Annotated in this window: 13 protein-coding genes; 12 read left to right on the top strand and 1 reads right to left on the bottom strand. The window is 32.2% G+C overall.

Annotated features, from left to right (window positions below; all coding sequences use genetic code 11):
- The first annotated feature begins 16 nt into the window (after positions 1 to 16).
- From Q1B37_RS16175 to Q1B37_RS16140, 8 genes are all read left to right on the top strand, one after another.
- Positions 17 to 2752, top strand: coding sequence for a PD-(D/E)XK nuclease family protein (locus tag Q1B37_RS16175; protein ID WP_299900191.1), 2736 nt, complete (start codon positions 17 to 19; stop codon positions 2750 to 2752).
- On the top strand, positions 2749 to 3597 hold the full coding sequence (locus Q1B37_RS16170; RefSeq protein WP_299900188.1) for an alpha/beta fold hydrolase: 849 nt from the start codon (positions 2749 to 2751) through the stop codon (positions 3595 to 3597). The genes Q1B37_RS16175 and Q1B37_RS16170 overlap by 4 nt, the downstream gene beginning before the upstream one ends.
- Positions 3598 to 3654: 57 nt before the next feature.
- A complete protein-coding gene (locus Q1B37_RS16165) occupies positions 3655 to 3942 on the top strand; it encodes a hypothetical protein (RefSeq protein WP_299609890.1) in 288 nt (95 codons plus the stop codon).
- 80 nt (positions 3943 to 4022) lie between these two features.
- The gene (locus Q1B37_RS16160; protein ID WP_299900185.1) at positions 4023 to 6416 is read left to right on the top strand and encodes a TonB-dependent receptor; all 2394 of its coding nucleotides are present in this window, start codon (positions 4023 to 4025) and stop codon (positions 6414 to 6416) included.
- An 11-nt stretch (positions 6417 to 6427) separates the two neighbouring features.
- Positions 6428 to 7000 (top strand): type 1 periplasmic binding fold superfamily protein, encoded by a 573-nt coding sequence (locus Q1B37_RS16155; protein WP_299609894.1) that lies wholly within the window; start codon positions 6428 to 6430, stop codon positions 6998 to 7000.
- An 877-nt stretch (positions 7001 to 7877) separates the two neighbouring features.
- Positions 7878 to 9371, top strand: coding sequence for an FGGY family carbohydrate kinase (locus Q1B37_RS16150; RefSeq protein ID WP_299900182.1), 1494 nt, complete (start codon positions 7878 to 7880; stop codon positions 9369 to 9371).
- Positions 9368 to 10693, top strand: a complete 1326-nt coding sequence (xylA, locus tag Q1B37_RS16145; RefSeq protein WP_299900179.1) for a xylose isomerase — start codon at positions 9368 to 9370, stop codon at positions 10691 to 10693. The genes Q1B37_RS16150 and xylA overlap by 4 nt, the downstream gene beginning before the upstream one ends.
- Positions 10694 to 10725: 32 nt before the next feature.
- On the top strand, positions 10726 to 11754 hold the full coding sequence (locus Q1B37_RS16140; protein WP_299900176.1) for an aldose epimerase family protein: 1029 nt from the start codon (positions 10726 to 10728) through the stop codon (positions 11752 to 11754).
- A 33-nt stretch (positions 11755 to 11787) separates the two neighbouring features.
- Here the strand turns inward: Q1B37_RS16140 and Q1B37_RS16135 are convergent, their stop codons facing one another.
- Positions 11788 to 12816 (bottom strand): LacI family DNA-binding transcriptional regulator, encoded by a 1029-nt coding sequence (locus tag Q1B37_RS16135; protein WP_299900173.1) that lies wholly within the window; start codon positions 12814 to 12816, stop codon positions 11788 to 11790.
- A gap of 489 nt (positions 12817 to 13305) precedes the next feature.
- On the opposite strand from Q1B37_RS16135, the gene Q1B37_RS16130 reads away from it, so the two are divergent.
- The 4 genes from Q1B37_RS16130 to Q1B37_RS16115 all read left to right on the top strand — a co-directional run bounded on the left by Q1B37_RS16130 (position 13306) and on the right by Q1B37_RS16115 (position 21410).
- A complete protein-coding gene (locus Q1B37_RS16130) occupies positions 13306 to 14022 on the top strand; it encodes a glycoside hydrolase family 11 protein (protein WP_299900170.1) in 717 nt (238 codons plus the stop codon).
- A 119-nt stretch (positions 14023 to 14141) separates the two neighbouring features.
- Positions 14142 to 14990: a formylglycine-generating enzyme family protein gene (locus tag Q1B37_RS16125; RefSeq protein WP_299900167.1), complete on the top strand. Its 849-nt coding sequence runs from the start codon at positions 14142 to 14144 to the stop codon at positions 14988 to 14990.
- A gap of 395 nt (positions 14991 to 15385) precedes the next feature.
- Positions 15386 to 17002, top strand: a complete 1617-nt coding sequence (locus tag Q1B37_RS16120; RefSeq protein ID WP_299900164.1) for a sodium:solute symporter — start codon at positions 15386 to 15388, stop codon at positions 17000 to 17002.
- A gap of 139 nt (positions 17003 to 17141) precedes the next feature.
- Complete coding sequence (locus Q1B37_RS16115) at positions 17142 to 21410, top strand: hybrid sensor histidine kinase/response regulator transcription factor (RefSeq protein WP_299900162.1); 4269 nt, start codon at positions 17142 to 17144, stop codon at positions 21408 to 21410.
- Positions 21411 to 21636: the final 226 nt, after the last annotated feature.

The following is a 21636-nucleotide window of genomic DNA, read 5'->3' as shown; positions in this document are numbered from 1 at the left end:
TTTTTATTTTTAGTAAGTGGATAGTTTTTTAAAAGAAGTCATATCAGAGATCGAAAAAAAGGATGATAATGTAAGTGATCTTATTTTTATTCTTCCTAGTAAAAGAGCAGGACTTTTTCTCAAACGAGAATTATTAAAAAGGCATGTAGATAAAACATTTTTTGCTCCGATTATATTAAGTATAGAAGAATTTATTACTCAATTATCCGGATTACGCCAGATAGATACTATCCAAACATTATTTGATTTCTATGAAACCTATCTTACTACGCATACGCATCTCGATAAAGAAAATCTAGAGGTATTTAGTAGTTGGGCGCAAACACTCATACAGGACTTTAATGAAATCGATAGGTATTGTATAGATCAAAAAAGCTTTTTTTCTTATCTATCCAGTATTCAAGATTTAAACCATTGGTATCTTCAAAAGGAGAAAACAGAACTTATACAGAAATACATAAGTTTTTGGAACAACCTATATGATTATTACAACAATTTTAAAGATAAGCTTTTGAAAAAGAAAGTGGGTTATCAAGGTTTGTTGTATCGAAGAGCCTCAGAAAATATATCAGATTATATAAAACACACCAAACAAAAACATGTTTTAGTAGGTTTTAATGCGCTAAATAACGCCGAACAGATTATTTTTCAATCCCTGTTAGAAGCTAATATTGCTGATATATACTGGGATGCAGATTCGTTTTTTGTAGATAATAGATATCATGAAGCTTCCTTGTTTTTAAGAGATTATAAGAACAACTGGAACTATTACAAAGAACATCCTTTTAAATGGATACGAGATAATTTTTCATCGAATAAAGAGATAAATCTTATTGGTGTTCCTAAGAATGTTGGGCAAGCAAAGTTAGCAGGTAAAATATTAAACGGTATTCCTCAAAAGGACTTGGAAAAAACAGCATTGGTATTAGCAGATGAATCATTGTTGTTACCTGTACTTAATTCATTGCCAGATTCTATTGATTCATTAAATATTACCATGGGATTACCTTTGAAAGAGGTTCCTCTTTCATCTTTTTTTGAGTTATTATTTGCCCTTCATAAAGCAACTCACCCTAAAGGCTTGTATTATAAGCTAGTTTTGGAAGTATTAAATAATCAAGCTTCGCAGTGGTTATTAGGTAATGTAAGAAACCATCTTATTGGTAAAATTACCAAAGAGAATTTAGTATATATATCATTAGAAAAGCTTCAGGACGATGTAGGTGAAGCTAAAAAAGAGGTTATAGAATTGCTTTTTTCTCCTTGGAAAAATGCACAAGAAGCTATAGAAAATTGCAGAAAAATCATTCAACTATTGAAAGGCGATCTAGATAAGGAGCAAAATTCAATGGAACTTGAGTATGTCTATCATTTTCATCTTGTATTTAATAGATTACTGACACTTTGCAGCACATATCAATATGTGAATACCATTTCATCTTTATATTATTTGTATAAGGATGTTGTGAATTCAGACACACTGGATTTTAGAGGCGAGCCTTTTAGAGGATTACAATTAATGGGGATGCTAGAATCACGATGTTTAGATTTTGAGACGGTAATTATAACTTCTGTTAATGAAGGGGTGTTACCAGCTGGAAAAAATATGAATTCTTTCATACCTTATGATCTTAAAAGGGCATACAATTTGCCAACATATAAGGAAAAAGATGCAATTTATACCTACCATTTTTATCGCTTAATTCAGAGAGCTAAAGAAGTATATCTCATTTATAATACCGAGGACGAAGGAGTTGGAGGAGGAGAAAAAAGTAGGTTTGTATATCAATTGGAGATAGACAAGATTGATAATCATAATATATCCAATTATATAGCATCTTCCGAGATACCTAAATTACAAGCAGAACCAATTACTATAAAAAAAGACCATATTATTCTTGCTAAAATAAAGGAATTAGCGCTTAATGGATTATCTCCCTCTGCTTTGACTACTTATATTAGGAATCCTATAGACTTTTATTATAAATATATATTAGGAATTCAAGAAAGTGATCAGGTAGAAGAAACGATTGCGGCAAATACTTTGGGAACGGTAATACATAACACACTAGAAAATCTATATAAACCCTTAGAGAATAAACTAGTTTCTGTACAAGATATTACTGCAATGATAGCCCAGATTGATACAGAAATCAAATATCATTTTCGTAAAGAGTATTCGAAATTAGATATTACACAAGGTAAAAATTTGCTAATTTTTGAAGTAGCTAAGAGATATATCTATAATTTCTTAAAGTCTGAAGAGAAGTTATTAAAATCGGGATCAACATTAAAAATTATAGCAATTGAAAGTAACTTGAAAACTCAACTCAAGATTCCTGAGCTTGATTTTCCTGTTTTTATAAAAGGAAAAGTGGATCGCATCGACGAATTAGATGGAGAACTGAGAATTATAGATTATAAAACTGGAAAAGTTCAGAAAAGCGATGTAGTATTAATGGATTGGAACGTACTTACAGAAGATTATAAATATAGTAAGGCTGTGCAAGTATTGGCATATGCTTATATGCAATATAATGAGAATAGCGCATCAGAACCGTTTAAAGCAGGAATTATCTCATTCAAAAATCTTAAAGAAGGGTTTTTGAAATTTGGAACTAAAACATCAGTAAGAGGTAAAGTAGATTATGAAATTACATCCGAAGTATTTCAGGAATACTTACTCGAACTTAAAAAATTGATCTCAGAAATCTCTAATTTGGATCTTCCCTTTATAGAAAAAGAAATATGATAACAAAAGTAAAGAATCAGATAGTACAAGGAAAACATAACAAACCAATTCTTACAGATGTATTTTATGATGATACGAAAAAGGAACAAGCTGTAGTAATTTTTTGTCATGGCTATAAAGGCTTTAAAGATTGGGGAGCTTGGGATTTGGTTGCGGAGAATTTTGCGGAAGCAGGTTTTTTCTTTATAAAATTTAATTTTTCTCATAATGGCGGAACGACAGAAGAACCTATAGATTTTCCTGATCTAGATGCATTCGGAAAGAATAATTATCTGATCGAGTTAGATGATCTTTCCTCGGTGTTAGATTGGGTTGCCGCTTCAGATTCTTTATACAAAAAGTTTATCAATACTCAAAAAATCATTCTCATAGGGCATTCCAGAGCCGGTGGGATTACGGCAATCAAAGCTTCAGAAGACAAAAGAGTTTCAAAATTAATCACTTGGGCTAGTGTTTCAGATTATGAAAGTAGGTTCCCAAAAGGAGAGGTATTTGACCGTTGGAAGAAAGAAGGAATATATTATATCGAGAATGGGAGAACGAAGCAAAAAATGCCACACGAATTTCAGTTTTATACCTCTTATGAAGAAAATAAAGAGAGACTTACTATCGCTAGGGCTGTAAAGAACATCAGAATCCCTCATTTGATTATTCATGGTACTGCCGATCCTACAGTTGATGTTCAAGAAGCAAAAGAAATACACACATGGAATCCAGAAAGTGAGTTGTTCTTGGTTAATGAAGCAGATCATGTTTTTGGAGCAAAACATCCTTGGAACCACCATAAAATGCCTAAAGATTTAACAATAATTACTGAAAAATCCATAGAATTTACTTCATTTTAACAGGAATTGAGGTTAAAAAATAAAATCTATTAAACTTTTTTTCGTTTATTTGCTGTCATGAAGTCAAATAAACACATAATTGCGTCCGTTTTTCTGGCACTTTTTTGTGTAATTCAGTTAGCGGAATTGCACATAATTGGTCATGAAGATACAGACTCTGAATGTGCATTGTGTTTGTTAACTTTAGATCAAGCAGAAGATGATTATGTTTTATTTTCTTCTGATATTGATATCCCGGAACCAACAGTTGTTTCTTTGGATATTGTTAAAACAAATTATGTAAACAGATATTTTGATTCTTATTTTGGATGCTTACCAACCAACAAAGCTCCTCCTGTTGCATAATACCTCTATGTCATAATATCCATTATATCTTGGATATTCCCCTCTTGTATTGATAGCAAGTTTCAGTTTTATTTTTACCCATGAAAAGATACACATTAGTGTTAGTATCGATTTTAGGGACTCTTATTTCGAAAGCTCAGGATTGTACAATTAGTATTTCAGGAAGAGTAATCGATTTTCATGATGGTGTCCCCTTAAAAGATGCAACTATTACATTTAACGATCAAACCATTGTCACTGATAAAGAAGGAAATTATATAATTTCTGATCTATGTCCTGTTGCGTATGCTTTTACGATTTCGCATCCAAATTGTAATTCGCAAGTGATTACTTTAGACGTAGCTGAAGTAACTAAGAAAGATTTCTATTTAGAACATCATTTAGACGAATTGCAAGAAGTAAAAGTTTCTGGTAAAAAGCGTACCAAAACATCTTCTGCTCAAGAAGAGACAATAAGTAAGGATGTTATAGAGAAATATAGCAGTGCAGCCCTAGGAGATGCTCTTAAGGAAATTACAGGGGTTTCATCACTTAATACTGGTTCTACTATTGTAAAACCAATTATACAAGGTTTAAGCGGAAGTAGAGTACTAATAATGAATAATGGTGTTCGAATGCAAGATATGGAATGGGGAGATGAACATGCGCCCAATGTCGATATCAATACAGCAGGTAATCTTACTGTCGTTAAAGGAGCAGCAGCACTGCGTTATGGAGGAGATGCTATTGGAGGTGTTATTGTTATGGAACCTAATAAAGTTCCTGCAAAAGATACATTAACAGGAAGAACAATCATTACAGGTGCTTCTAACGGAAGAGGAACAACGGTTTCCTCTGAAATTATAAAAGGATATAAATCAGGATGGTTTTTAAAGGCACAAGGAACCCTAAAACGGTTTGGTGATGTAGAAGCTCCTGATTATGTTTTGTCTAATACGGGTATTTTTGAGAGAGGTGGATCTTTATCTTTTGGGAATAATAAATTTACTAATGGATGGGATGTGTATTATTCTTACTACCAAAATGAAATAGGCGTTCTGGCGGCATCTCATATTGGAAATGCAGATGATCTGATAGAATCAATAAATAGTGGACAACCTTCTGTGATAAACGATTTTACATATACCATTGATAATCCAAAACAAGACGTCACCCATCATTTGGGGAGACTGCGCTACTTTAAACGCTTCGAAAAATTGGGGAAATGGACCACACAATATGATTTTCAGCATAACCAGCGTTTTGAGTTTGATATTAGACAAACGGAAGAATTAAGAAAAATACCTAGTTTAGATTTAGAACTTACTACACATACACTTACTTCTGATTTCGTATTGGATTCTAAATTTGATTACAATTTAGATTTCGGATTATTAGTACGTTATCAGGATAATTTTGCCGATCCCAGTACAAGAGCAAGGAGGTTAATTCCAGATTATGATAAATATGATGCGGGGTTATTCGTAACTGGGAAATACAACCTCAATGACAATATAACTGTCGATGCAGGGGTTAGATATGATTATAACCAAATAGACGCTAAAAAGTTTTATATAAAAACTAGATGGGAAGAGCGAGGTTATGACCAAGAGTTTAATGATCTTATCATTGCTGATGAAGGTACGCAATGGCTTACAAATCCTAAATTTGAATATCATAGCATTTCCGCAACAACAGGTTTTAATTATGTTTTTGGAGAAAGCTATGAACTAAGAGGTAATTATGCGTTGGCGCAAAGAGCTCCTAATCCTGCGGAGCTATTTAGTGATGGTTTGCATCATTCTGCTTCCAGAATAGAATTAGGAGATTTAAGAATAGAACAAGAGACTTCTCACAAAGTTTCATTTTCTTTTCAAAAGAGTGATGAAAATTGGGGTTGGGAAATAGCTCCATATGCTAATTTTATTAATGATTATATTGTTTTAGAGCCTACCGATGTAGAATTGTCGATTAGAGGAGCATTTCCAGTTTGGGAATATAGACAAACAAATGCAAGATTATTAGGAATTGATGCTAAACTGAATAAAAAATGGTTTCCTAATTGGAAAACAAACCATAGTTTTTCTTTAGTAAAAGGGAGGGATATTGAAACAGAAATTCCTCTGATTAATATACCAGCGGCTAATGTAAGCAATGCACTAATTTTTCATAAAGAGAATTGGAATGACCTAGTAATAAGTCTAGAAAGTGAATATACATTTAGACAAAATGAATTTCCAGATAATATCATGGTTTTTTCACCACAGGAACAGGAAGATGTGCTTCTCGAAATTAATACACCACCAGGTGATTATCATCTTTTGCATCTAAATGCAGATATGACAGTACCGTTTATTAAACAGAATAAATTAAATATTGGTGTTACCATAAATAATATTACAAATAATACATACAGAAACTATTTAAACCGTCAGCGCTTTTTCGCAGATGAAGTGGGGCGGAACTTTTTATTGAGATTAACTTTTAACTATTAAATTTTAAAATGATGAACACACGTAAATTTTTATCAATGTTAGCAATTGCAGGCTTATTCGCATCTTCATGTTCTGATGATGATGACAACCCTGTTGTAGTAAATGAAGAAGAGGTAATCACAACAATGAACGTTACTTTAACGGCGGGAACAGATGTAGTTACTTTAACCTCTGTTGACCTAGATGGTCCTGACGGACCTAATGCTCCAGTTGTAGAAGTATCAGGATCTTTAGCAGCTAACACTACGTATACAGGTGCGATAGAATTATTAAATGAAAGTGAAATGCCAGCTGAAGAAATTAACGAAGAAATAGAAGAAGAAGCAGATGAGCACCAATTCTTTTTTGAAGTAGCAGGTACTCTTAATGCTACAGCTGCAGCTACTGATACTGAAGCGGACTATCCACCATTAACAGGTACAAACCCTGTAGGATTAGCTTTTGAATTAGTTACTACAGATGCTAGTACAGGTAGTTTAACTATTACCTTACGTCATATGCCTACAAAGCCAAATGATGGAACTTTAGCTGATGCTGGTGGAGATACTGATATTGCTCAGTCTTTTGATCTTACTATCGAATAATAATTAGATACCATAATTATCAAAGCTATAACAGATTAGTTGAGTTTGTTGCAAAACAAACTGTTTATCAAGTCAAGGCTCTTGAGGAGTAGTTATCTCGAGGGTCTTGATTTATCTTACCAAAAACACAATTAAAATTGAAACAGCATAAATCATAAGTATAAATAATAAAGTTGAGTTTGTGTATTTATTATTAGTACAGATTTGTTTCAATAAAAGACCCTTAGTATAACGTGTACTAAGGGTTATTTTTTTGAGGAATTTTTAACCATTCTAAGCATGATTAGGCATAAACTTTGCTTAAATTTTATTAAAAAATTATTAATTTTTTGGGTTTGTAGGCAAAAAAAACTGAGAATATGGTAACAAAATGGCTGCAAAAGATACTAATATATAGTAAACGCTGATTTTTAGTGGGTTAATCTCAATAATTTTAAAGAGATATTATGGCATCGTTAAATGTGCATTACCACTCAAAATTTGCTCGAATATATAAAGATTTGATCTTATATTCGCGGCGTAAAAACCTAATCGAAAAAACAGCAAAATTGAAACAATCATAATTATTGTATAAGTTGAGTTTGTGTTAAATATTATAATTTAGTTTCAATTCAGACCCTTAGGAGTAGTTAACCTAGGGGTTGTTTTTTTTATAATAACTTTTTCTTCATAAAGTGGTATTTTTAAGTTGACGTAATTGAAAACAAATTCATAATATATTTAATTACGTTTTTAGAAGATTCCCTTTTAGTATCTATACTCACAATTTTTCATTTTTTACGAAAACTTGTTAAGTAGTTTTCGTTCATAATTTACGTTCCATAGCAGTAATACTTTAAGGATTTTAGATTTTTACAAACAACAAGTTTACCTGCATATGTATTATATAGGATTCGATATTGGGAGTTCATCGATAAAAGCTGCTTTAGTTCATTCTACTACAGGCGAAAACATAGCCTCTATTCATGAACCAAAACAGGAAATGAGCATTATCTCTGTCAATAGTAATTGGGCAGAGCAAGATCCTGATTATTGGTGGGAACAGGTATGTATTGCAAGCAAACGATTATTAAAAGAAAATTCAATTTCTTCAGAATCTGTTTTGGGTATTGGAATTTCCTATCAGATGCATGGACTTGTATTAGTGGATCATGATGGTAAGTTATTAAGAAATTCTATTATTTGGTGTGATAGTAGAGCAGTTACTATTGGTAATAAAGCTTTTGAAGACTTAGGAGCTCAGAAATGCAAAGAGCATTTACTAAATTCTCCAGCAAATTTTACGGCTTCTAAATTAAAATGGGTACGAGATAATGAACCCGACATATATAAAAGAGTCTACAAGTTTATGTTGCCAGGAGATTATATAGCGTATAAGTTTTCGGATACTATTTGTACCACAATATCAGGCTTATCAGAAGGAATACTTTGGGATTATATATCTCAAAAACCAGCCGAATGGCTTTTAGAGTATTATGATATTGATTCAGCTCTTATTCCGGATATTGTAGATACGTTCTCTAATCAAGGTAGGGTCAGTGCCAAAGGAGCTAAAGAAAGTGGACTTGAAGAAGGCATACCTATTTTTTATAGAGCAGGTGACCAACCCAATAATGCATTATCCTTAAATGTTTTTAATCCAGGAGAAGTTGCCCTTACTGGAGGAACATCAGGCGTTATTTATGCTGTTGCAGATAAGCTACAAGGAAACGAGCCGGTTAAGTATAATAATTTTGCGCATGTAAATTATAAAACTGATAAACCAGTAATAGGAAAATTATTATGCATCAATGGTGCAGGAATTCAATATAGATGGCTTAAGAATAACCTGCACTTAGAATCAGATTCCTATCAAACCATGAATGCACTGGCTGCAGAAGCTCCCGTGGGAGCCGATGGCTTGCAGTTGATACCTTTTGGTAATGGTGCCGAGCGAATGTTTGAAAATAACACTATTGGGACTCAATTGTGTAATATAAACCTTAATAAACATACCAAGGCACATATATGTAGAGCAGCATTAGAAGGGATAGCATTTTCCTTTGTATATGGTATGGAGATCCTAAAGAATGATGGAGCAGACATACGAGTGCTAAGAGCAGGAAATGATAACTTATTTAGATCAGAGATATTTTCTAATACCATAGCTACTTTAATCAATCAAGAAATAGAAATTTATAATACTACTGGTGCTATTGGAGCAGCAAGAGCTGTTGGGAGAACCCATAATACGAGTAATAGCTTTGAGAAAACAATTGCTAAAAATGATAAGGTAATGACTTTTCACCCACTTAAAAATAGTGAAGATTATCAATTAGCATATGAAAAATGGAAAAACGAACTTAATAGAATTTTAATTCATAAAAAATGATACTACTAGGAAACCAAGAATATTTTAAAGGGATTGATCAAATTAAATACGAAGGAAAAGAATCTGATAATCCTTTAGCATTTAAATATTATGATCCAGAAAAAGTTGTAGCTGGAAAAACATTAAGAGAACATTTTAAATTTGCGATTGCTTATTGGCATACCTTCTGCGGACAGGGATCGGATCCATTTGGCTGGGGAACTCAAAATTTTGGATGGGATGTGTCTTCAGATCCGATTCAAGCTGCAAAAGATAAAGCAGATGCTGCTTTCGAATTCATTAGCAAAATGGGTTTTGATTACTTTTGTTTTCATGATTTTGATCTTGTACAGGAAGCACCCACATTATTAGAATCAGAAAAGAGATTATCTACGATTGTAGAATATATAAAAGAGAAAAAGAAAGAATCTGGAATAAAACTACTTTGGGGTACGGCAAATTGCTTTTCGAATCCAAGATATATGAACGGTGCGGCTACCAATCCAGATTTTAACGTGTTAGCACGAGCTGGTGCACAAGTAAAACTTGCCTTGGATGCAACCATAGCCCTAGATGGAGAAAATTACGTTTTTTGGGGTGGTAGAGAAGGTTATATGTCTTTGCTAAATACAGACATGAAACGAGAATTAGATCATTTGGCACAGTTTTTAACAATGGCTAAGGATTATGCAAGATCTCAAGGTTTCAAAGGAACATTTTTTATAGAACCGAAACCAATGGAACCTACAAAACACCAATATGATTTTGATACAGCAACATCTATAGGGTTTTTAAAAGAACATGGATTGGATAAGGATTTTAAAATCAATATCGAAGTAAATCATGCAACGTTAGCGCAGCATACATTTCAGCATGAGATAGAAGTAGCTGCAGGTGCTGGTATGTTAGGAAGTATCGATGCCAATAGAGGAGATTATCAGAATGGATGGGATACAGATCAGTTCCCGAATAATATTTTGGAAGTTACCGAAGCAATGTTAGTTTTCTTAAAAGCAGGTGGATTGCAAGGTGGAGGAGTTAATTTTGATGCTAAAATCAGAAGAAACTCAACAGATATGGAAGATGTTTTCTTAGCGCATATTGGAGGAGCAGATATCTTTGCAAGAGCTCTAATAACAGCCGATAAAATCATTACATCATCGTCTTATGATAAATTAAGAAAAGATAGATATAGCTCTTTTGATGGAGGAAAAGGGAAAGAATTCGAAAGAGGAGCATTGCAATTAAATGATCTTTATAATATTGCTTTGGATAATGGTGAAATTTCCTTAACAAGCGGAAAACAAGAATTATTCGAGAATATTATCAATCAATATATTTAATCAAAAACAATCGATTTCTATAATAGATGTAGATGATACAAAATACCTTATATACGTCGGATGATCCAGATTGCGTTTCGCTAGTGCTTGGTAATGCAAATGGAGCTAAATTGTCAGTAACTAATTATGGAGCATCTGTAGTAAGTCTGGAGATTCCGAATAAAAAGGGTGATTTGATCAACGTAATTGCAGGATTAGATAATGTAGCAGATTATGAAGAGGTTTCTTATCATCCAAGTGCAAAGTTTCTGGGCGCCTCGATAGGGAGATATGCTGGTAGAATTAGAGAAGGTAGGATTAAAATAGGCGATGAACAGTATGCATTATATCATCAAAATGAAGTTCATCTGCATGGCGGTTTAAAAGGGTTTGATAAAAAGTTTTGGAAGTTAGAAAGTACAAGAGATAATACTATTACCTTTTCTTATGATAGTAAACATCTAGAAGAAGGATATCCAGGAAATCTAAGGGTAAAAGTGATGTACCAATTATCTAATGATAATGAACTCATTATTACCTATCATGCTACTACAGATAGAGATACTTTTGTTAATTTAACAAATCATGCATATTTTAATTTAGATGGATCAGGAAGTATTTTAGACCATTCTTTGCAACTAAGTTGTTTGGATTATTTAGAAGTTGATGCACTTCAATTACCAACAGGACAATTAAAATCAGTAATGGGAACTCCGTATGATTTTTTGGAACCTAAGAGTTTACAAAGCTTGGAAAATTATGGACTCATTGATGACACTTTTGTTTTTAGTTCAACTAATAAAGAAGTGGATAATCAAGTTCCAAAAATTAGTTTAGTATCTGATAAAAGTGGGTTAAAAATGGAAGTAAGGACGAATCAACCTGCAGTAGTTATCTATACTCCTGAAAGTTTTCCTGATTGGAATTTCAAAAATCAATCGATATATGGTCGCTTCCCTGCGATTTGTTTTGAGTGCCAGAATTATCCCGATGCTCCAAACCACTATCATTTTCCATCTGCTTTGGTAAAAGCAAATGACAAATATGAGAATAGAACTATTTTTAAGTTTTTAGCAATATAAATTTAGGAGAGTTTTTATTGATCAATGCTATAATTACATTCTTCTGGTAGATTCTCTTTCTATAAGATTTGTTTTAATGACCTTAGTAGTATGCGAAGTTTCTATATTTTCGTTTTCTATTTTATCAATTAATATTTTGGCTGCAGCTTCTCCAAGATACGTACTATGTTGACTAACTGTAGTAATAGAAGGTGTGACATGGCGAGGTAACACACCGTTGGTAAATCCAATAATAGAAATATCTTCGGGTACTTTATATCCTTTGTATAGTACCATTTTAAGAGTACTGATAGCAGAATCTTCTTCTAGGCATAAGATTGCATCTACTTTTTTCGAGTCTAATAGTATTTTTAGCAATGTATCTACATCATTAAACTCATCAACTTTTAGAATATAGTCATCATCAATAGGAATATCTGCTTCTAATAAGGCTCTTTTGTAACCACTAAGCCTAAGTTTTCCAACACTAAGTTTATGAATGTTAGAAACAATTGCAATGTTTTTACAACCGGTTTTGATAAAATAATTTACAGCATTATAAGAACCTTCTTCATCATTAACAATCACTTTATCACATTCTATCTCATCAGTAATTCGATCAATCATTACAATAGGAATACCTTGATTTATGGCATTCTGAAAATGCTTAAAATCTTGTTTGATTTGAGTTTCTTCTGCAATAGATAAAATGAATCCATCTAGATCAGAGTTTTTTAGAAGCTCCATTACAGTCATTTCTTTTTCTAGGGATTCATTAGAAATACAAGTTATGAGGTTATATCCTTTCTGAGTGGCAATTTTTTCGATACCAACAAATACTTTGGTAAAGAAATGATTGAGCATATTAGGAATAATCACTCCTATTGTTTTGGTATTTCTTTGTTTATCGTTGTTATAAAAGCTGTTATTTGATTTATATTCTAATTCTTTTGCATATTCCTGAATCATAGATTTTGTTCTGGTGCTAATCTCATAGCTATCATTGAGAGCTTTTGAGACTGTAGCAATAGAAACATTGAATTCTTTAGCAATATCTTTTAATGTAATTCTCTTTTTTTTCATGACGATAGTGAATACTTTTTACTTCTAATTTTTTAAAAACCAATAGGGACAAATGGCTGATAAAAATTCATGTAAACTTCCCTTTTTGTAAAATAATCTTAAAAATTCGATCTACAATGATGCTATATTCGGATTGCAACAAAATTTGCACATATTGCTTCAAATATTTCAGAAGTCTTTTGATAAAGAGTTAAATACTTGTTAGTATTTTGTTTTTTAGCAATTAACAAATGGAAAGGATTATTGTTACAAGAGAAAGATAGGGGTAATTCCAAATTATAAGAAATATTTATTTGATTTACAAGGGTTTATATGTTTACGAAAAGTTTTCGTAGAATTTGTTATTAAACTATACGAATTAACAACTATTCGATTATAGAGTTATAATTTTGAGCATTAACTAAATTTTTAACACAAATTCATTCATATTTATAATCATTCTGCGCAGATAATTAGATGTGGATTATTTTAACTAAAACGTATATAATTATGAAAACTTATTTATGTATTTCTTCCTTGTTTTGTTTGTTTTTATTTTCTGGTTGTTCAGATGATTTAAATGCAGACAATCTTCCAGAAACTGCAGAACTAGAACAAAAGTCAATAGATAGTAACGGATATATTAGTGATAACCGAACAGATGGATATAACAAAGGTTATTTCTGGACAATTTATAAAGAAGGTGGTTGGGGTAGATTGCGTTTTCCGTATGCAAATCAGTATAGTGGTAATTTCGAAATTGAATATAAGGATAATCAAGATATTGTTGGAGGTAAAGGGTGGCGTACCGGTAATGGTAGAACTATAAATTATAATATAGGAACCCTACAAGGATCATACAATTTCGTGGGTGTATATGGGTGGACACAAACGCCATTGATGGAATACTACGTGGTTGAAAAAGGGAGCATTCCTGGACAAAATCAGAATAGAAATTATAGAGTTAACGGTAAGAATTACAAATTCAAAAAACAATTAAGATCGAATGCTCCATCTATATTGGGAACAAAAACATTCTACCAATATATTAGTGAACACGGAAATGCTCCAACAGGGTCTAATCAGAAAGTAAATATGCAAGCACATATTAACCATTGGAATCAGCATGGTGGTCATCAGGGTAATCTAAGAAATTTTGACTATCAAGTGTTTGGAATCGAATCGTATACAGGAGGTTGGGGAAGAATCAACGCCAGTATATGGTAGATTATATATAATTAGATTTAAAAACATAGGATCCATATTCTGTAGAGTATAGATCTTATGTTTTTTGTTTTAAACACATTAAGTAAAATAACAATAAGAATTCGTTTTTAATTCAGAATATGCAAAAGGGTTTTAGTTATTTTTTTCTTGGAATAATCATCGTATTTCTTTCCTGTAACCAAGAAGATTTTAATAAAAATGATATAGATAATTTGGTATTCATAAAGGGTGGCTCTGTTAAGAATAACAAGTCAAATCTTTATAATAAAAATGTATCTGTAAAAGACTTTTATATAGGAGCACATGAAGTGACGCAAAAAGAATGGAAAGCAATTATGGGAACTAATCCATCCAAATTTAAAGGTGATAGTTTGCCTGTAGAAATGGTAAGTTGGTATGATTGTGTTGAGTTTTGTATCAAAAAAAGTGAGCAAAAAGGTTTAGTACCATATTATAAAATCTACAAAGATTCTACAGATTCTTTTAATACTTCCCAATTTGACAGTATCAAGTGGTTAGTGAAAAGAAACCCAAAAGCAAATGGTTATCGTTTACCAAGCGAAATCGAATGGGAATATGTAGCGAGTGGCGGACAACAGAGTAAAAATTATATCTATAGCGGTAGCAATAAGATCGATGATATCGCTTGGTATTGGAGAAATAGTGGTGATACTATCTTAGACCAACAATGGAATTATATAATTATAGAAAAAAATAAATGTAGGACACATATTATAAATAATAAAAAACCAAACGAATTAGGTGTTTATGATATGACTGGAAATGTAAGAGAATGGTGTGATGATTGGTATGAAGATGAGCGGATACCAAGAGGGTTATTTCGTACTCAAAGAGGCGGTGGATGGATTGGTCTCGAGGTTTATTTTAAAAACAGTGATCGAGATTACTTCGAAGCGAGTGGCATCGGACCTGATCAAGGTTTTCGTATTTGCAGAAACAAAAGTTAGATTTTAAAAATGATAAAATTTGATTGTAAATAACTAATTAAAAAGATTGATTGACCATAAAAAGCATTCTAATTAAAGATTCTGGAAACTTACTCCTTATAAAAACTTTATAAATAGTTTTTCAAACTAACTTATATGTACTGAATGCTTCATAATTTACAACATTCGCTTCAAATTTTCTATCTGTTTGCTACCCCAACAGATAGTTTTGACTTTAATAAAATTTTAAGTAAAAATTAGATGAATTGTTAAACTATTCTTTTCGAAATTAAAGATAGTGCAACAGCTGTGTGATGTTTCCTTTTTGTTGAAAAGGAAATATGAAGCATTTGTCTACTTGTAAATTACTGAAATTAGCAATCAACATTAAATTATATAATAACCAAAAACAATTTATGGAATCAGTTTTAGAACAATTGGATTGGGTGGTATTAGGAGTATACTTTTTAGCACTTATTGGAGTAGCTGTATGGGTGATATTACAAAGAAATAAGGATACTGCAGATTATTTTCTTGCAGGTCGAAATGTAGGTTGGTTTGTAATTGGAGCTTCTATTTTTGCATCTAATATAGGTTCTGAGCACGTTGTGGGATTAGCAGGTACTGGAGCCGAATCTGGTATGCCTATGGCACATTACGAATTGCATGCATGGATTGTATTATTGCTAGGATGGTTGTTTTTGCCTTTCTACATGAGAAGCAAAGTATTTACAATGCCCGAATTTTTGGAGAAAAGGTTTGATAGCAGATCACGTTGGTTTCTATCTGTTTTTTCATTAGCCGGATATGTAATAACTAAGGTTTCCGTGACCATTTATGCAGGTGGTATCGTAGTATCTGAGTTATTAGGGATTCCATTTTGGTATGGAGCTATTGGTATCGTAGTTTTTACGGGAGCATACACCATTGTCGGAGGGATGAAGGCAGTAATTTATACAGAAACATTACAAACAGTCGTATTGATAGCTGGTTCTATCATTATAACCTATTTAGGTTTACAAGAAGTAGGTGGATGGGAAAACCTAAAAGCAACAGCAGGATCTGATCATTTTAATATGTGGAGACCGATGTCTGATCCAGAGTTTCCATGGACAGGATTGTTGTTTGGAGGAACAATAGTGGGTATTTGGTATTGGTGTACTGATCAGTATATAGTGCAGCGTACTTTAGCTGCAAATAATATAAAAATTGGGAGACGTGGAGCAATTTTCGGAGCGTATCTTAAGATATTACCAATTTTTATTTTTCTAATACCAGGTATCATAGCTTTCGCTCTGGCTAAACAAGGAGTATTGTCTTATGATAAAGCAGATGAGGTATTTCCTGTATTAGTAAAAACGTTATTGCCGACCGGTTTAAAAGGGCTCGTAGCAGGAGGTTTGATGGCGGCACTAATGAGTTCTTTAGCATCTGTTTTTAACTCTTGTTCTACGATATTTACTATTGATATTTATAAAAAACTAAAACCTCAAACCCCAGAAAAGGATTTGTTGAATATCGGAAGAGTTGCTACTGCTTTGGTTGTAGTATTGGGAATTATATGGATTCCGATCATGAATAAAATAGGAGGAGGAGTTTTATATCAATATTTACAAAGTGTACAGTCTTATATAGCTCCTCCAATAACAGCGGTATTTATTCTGGGGATTATATGGAAAAGGGTAAATTCGAAAGCGGCAATAGTAACTTTATTTTCTGGGCTCTTGGTTGCAGCACTAAGAATAACTGCAGAGATTGTGAAGGATGATTTGTCAGGTTTCGCTTATGAGTTTGCAACCATAAATTTTGCTCACATGGCAATCTTTATGTTTATTTTTTCAGTAATTGTATGTATCGGCACTAGTTTGGTAACTACAGCACCTGATTATGCTACCATTCGAGGTCTTGCTTTTGGAACCTTGTCATCAGAACAAAAGAATGAAACAAAAAATAGTTATACTGGAACTGACATTGCTTTATCCGTACTACTAGTAGTGGTAGTTGTTTCTATATTAACTTATTTTACAGGGTGATAACAAAGACTATTTCGGTATCAATTGAAGATAGCTTCTTTCCAAGCTTTTTTAAAAAAGTGAAAAATGTTATATTTTCAGAATAGAACTTTTTTGATATATCGGCTAGAAATAAAGATCAAGTTGTTTTCAATTACAAATGAAAAGAGAGCATTTTTTATTAGATTTAGGAAAACAAACAAAAATGTCAATGGGTTTTTACGAGGAAGATGCTACATATAATTTTTTAAAATTATACCAGTTTGAACATATCAACTGGATCATCTTCAGTGTACTATTATTCTATTCTTGTGTAAACTGTCTTACAGCACAAGAAAAATCTGAGCATTTTAATTTCGTAAGTGTCAAAGATGGTGTATCTAAAATAGCAGTTCCAGTAATTAATCAGGATCAGAATGGTTTTATCTGGATCGGAACCGCAGGAGCTGGAATCAAGAGATATGATGGAATTGATTATGTATCCTACAAACACAATCTAAAAGACACCACATCCTTAAGAGGTAGTTTTATTTATTGTTCTTATGTAGATAAAAAGAATAGACTTTGGGTTGGATCTGAAAATGGTTTAGACCTTTATGATCGAGAACGGGATCATTTTATCAGAATCAAAATACTAAAGCAGTTAAGAGAATTACAGCAAGCTAGTATTGCAATCAGCAGTATTGTTGAGGATGTAGAAGGAAATTTATTTGTTGGAACTTTCGAAACAGGCTTGATTAAGTTAGATCCTGAAACGAAAACAGTAGAACGAATTAAGAACGTAAACCTCGACAAAGGAAGTCTATTAGATATTAATGACCTGAAAGTAGACCAGAAAGGAAATTTATATGCGGCAACTAATTACGGTTTAAGAAAGTATGATCCCGTTTCAAATACCTTAGGTCTAGCTACTTTTGAAACAGAAAATGGGAAAGCATCTATTGAAACACCTTTGCAAAAACTTCTTTTTGCTGCTGATGATATTTGGCTAGGATCTATATCAGATGGTGTCTATAATATCTATACTGTTAACTCAAATCGATTTACAATTCAGAATTTTCTTTTTTCAAAAAAGAAAATCTTATCGATGATTACCAATTCCGATGGTACTATTCTTATCGGTACCGAAAATGACGGATTATTTCATATAACTGACAAAGGTGTCATCATTAAAAATTATCTTTTTGACAAGAACAATGAAAATAGTATTCGATCAAATTCTATATGGTCTCTGTATTTGGATCGTAATCAAAGGATATGGTTGGGATATTATAATAAGGGTATAGCAGTTTATGATAAATTGTACGATAAGTTTAAAAATATCGAAAGTCTTACCAGTAATCCTAACTCTTTAGAGTCAGGATCTGTAACAGGAATTGTTCAGGATGCATCAGGTCTATTTTGGATTGGTACCGATGGTGGCGGAATAGATGTTTATAACCCCAAGACACAGAAGTTTATTCATATTAATAAGATCAATACCAAAGACTATTCGAATCTAACTTCCTATGATATTCAGACTATTTTTATTGATAGTAAAGAAAATGTATGGGCAGGTAGTTGGAGTGGTGGTCTTTTTTTACTCAAAAAAGGAACAACTAGATTTATTAATTATACCATAGAAAATACAAATGGAGATCTCTCATCTAATAGTATTATAAGTTTTGCAGAAGATAAAGATGGTATTATATGGATAGGTACTTTTTTTGGCGGTTTGATGTCGTATGATCCATCTACTTCCAAGTTTATGCATCATAATTCGGTTGGATTTACAACCTATGGAATTCATACTAGTGACATTCGTAAAGTGTTGGTTGACTCCAATAACAATCTTTGGATCGGGGCAACCAACGGTTTGTATATAGCTAATAAAAAAGATGATGGTCATTTATCTGTACGATTCTTAGGTGGTAATATGAAGAATGCTAACCAAAATGCAACCAACATTAACCATATCTTATCTATTTACGAAGCTTCAGATGGTTCCGTTTGGTTTGGAACAAGAGGTGGAGGATTATGTAGATACGATCCAACAAAGTATAGTTTTACTTGGTATGACGAATTATATGGATTAGAAGATGAAAATGTTTCTGCTATTATAGAAGATCAGAATAATAATATCTGGACAAGTGGGAATACAGGAATTCATAAATTAGATCTTAATAATGGAAACATTACGGATTATAATATTAACGATGGATTATTATCGAATGATTTTAATTTTAATGCAGCATTTATAGACAAACAAGGAACTATTTATTTTGGAAATTATGATGGTATCGATTATTTCAACCCAGAACGTATAGAGACCAATAATAGTTCTACAGAATTACATCTTACCGATTTTAAGTTATTTAATAAAAAGGTAAATCTTAATGATCCTGAATCGCCATTGACTAAGGTAATTTCCGAAACAGATAGTATATCCTTAAGTAATGAGCAGTCAGTTTTTACCATAGAATATACAGGAATTAATTATACACGTCCAGAAAAAAATACTTACGCTTATTATCTAGAAGGATTAGCAGATGATTCTTGGAATTATGTGGGTAATATGAGAAGTGCTACTTATACAAACCTAGATCCAGGTGATTATACTTTTAATTTAAAAGTTGCTAATAATGATGGGCAGTGGAGTGAAAAACCTTTACAACTGTATATAAAAATCTTACCTCCTTGGTGGAAAACTAATATTGCTTTATTATCATATATTTTGCTGTTCTTACTAGGGATTTACATACTTAATAAAGTTACCCAAAATAGGATTAAAGAAAAACAGCAAATAAAATACGAAAGAGAAAAAAGAGCTAAAGAAGAGGAATTAAATAATAAGAAGCTACAGTTTTTCACCAACATATCTCATGAGTTTAGAACTCCTTTAACGCTTATCATTAATCCGATAGAAGATATACTTAAAAACGAAAAACTAAATCTTCCTAAAGAAGTCACCGAAAAACATTTGGTAATCCATAAAAATACAGATCGATTATATCGATTAATAAATGAATTAATGGATTATAGAAAATTAGAGGTTAATAAACTAAATGTTAAGGCAAGGAAAGTTGATATCATAGCGTTCATTAGAGATATAGTAAGCTATTTTGTAATTGAAGCTTCACATAAAGAAATAACGCTCGATGTTCAAAAAGAAGTTAATGAGCTTACTGCATGGGTAGATGTTGGCATGCTCGAAAAAATTGTTTTTAACCTGTTGTCTAATGCATTTAAGGTAACTCCAGAAGGAGGTAAGATTACAGTTGGAATCAAAAAATCGGGGCAACTGCTTTTGGATAATCTTGATAATAACATCTCTAACGAAAGTTTTCAGATCAGTATTTCCGATACTGGACCAGGACTTAAAAAGGAACAAGTAGATAAAATATTTGAGCGATTTTATCAGGTTGATAACTTAAACAAGTGGTATTATGGAGGTACAGGAATTGGTTTAGAGGTAGTAAGAAGTTTTGTAGAATTACACAAAGGTAAGATCGATGTAGATAGTGTAGTAAATGAAGGAACTACTTTCGCGGTAACCTTACCACTAGGTAAATCACATTTTAAGGAAAGTGAAGTGGTATCTGAAGAAGAAGATTCGGAAGTATTGCTAAAAACTAAGTTCATAAGTCATGTTCATAATCAGAACTTAGAAGAGCAAATAGAAGAGGAACAAAAATCCAATAGATTACTTATTGTAGAAGACAATACAGAATTAAGAAATTATCTTAAAACCGAATTGAGTAATCACTATAAAGTTTATGAAGCTAAAAACGGAAATGAAGGTCTGGAAATAGCTAAGAAAGAGGCGCCAGATATTATCATTACAGATGTAATTATGCCCGAAATGGATGGGTTTGAATTTTGTTCCAGGATAAAAAAAGATATAAAAACGAGTCATATTCCTATACTTATGCTTACTGCTAAAACTATGGAAGATGATAAATTAAAAGGTATAGAATCTGGTGCAGATGTTTATCTAAACAAACCATTTGATATGAGGGTGTTGAAATCATATCTAACACAAATGCTTACCATTCGACAAATACTTTTTAATAAATATTTTGGAGATATCAGCGATGCAGAAATTAATGAGCATAATACATCATTAGATAAGGAGTTTATTCAGAAAGTCTTAAATCATATTTATGAAAATCTGAGTGATCCTAATTTAAGCGTAGAGTCCTTATCATCGGAATTACATCTTAGTAGAAGTCAGTTTTATAGAAAAATAAAAACACTTACTGGGCAGACGGCGAATCAGTTTTTAAGAAACATAAGACTACAAAAGTCAAAGGAGATTTTAGAAAGTGGTTCTACTAATGTTAGCGAAGTTTGCTATAAAGTAGGTTTCTCCTCTCCCTCCTATTTTACAAAATGTTTCAAAGCACAGTTTGGGATATTGCCAACAGAAGTTAGTGTGAATGAAGAGTAATCTTACTTCAAAATACCGCTAACATTATCCTATATCTTTACTATTTCCCGGATTTCATTTTTGTTGAGATATTTTTAATACAACTACTCGCTATTTATCAATACATCAAAAAAGAGAATCAAAACTTCCTTTCTTAATAATTTCCTTCATCATAGAAGCCTTACACTATAACGATTGAGGCAAAAATTGCTTAGAATGTTGTAAAACAGGCGTTTTAGAAGCAAAA

This window comes from uncultured Aquimarina sp. (genome assembly GCF_947492965.1).
In the GTDB taxonomy this organism is placed as follows: Bacteria; Bacteroidota; Bacteroidia; order Flavobacteriales; family Flavobacteriaceae; genus Aquimarina.
Note: the sequence above shows the minus strand (reverse complement) of the source record. Positions and strands in the feature narration are given on the sequence as shown.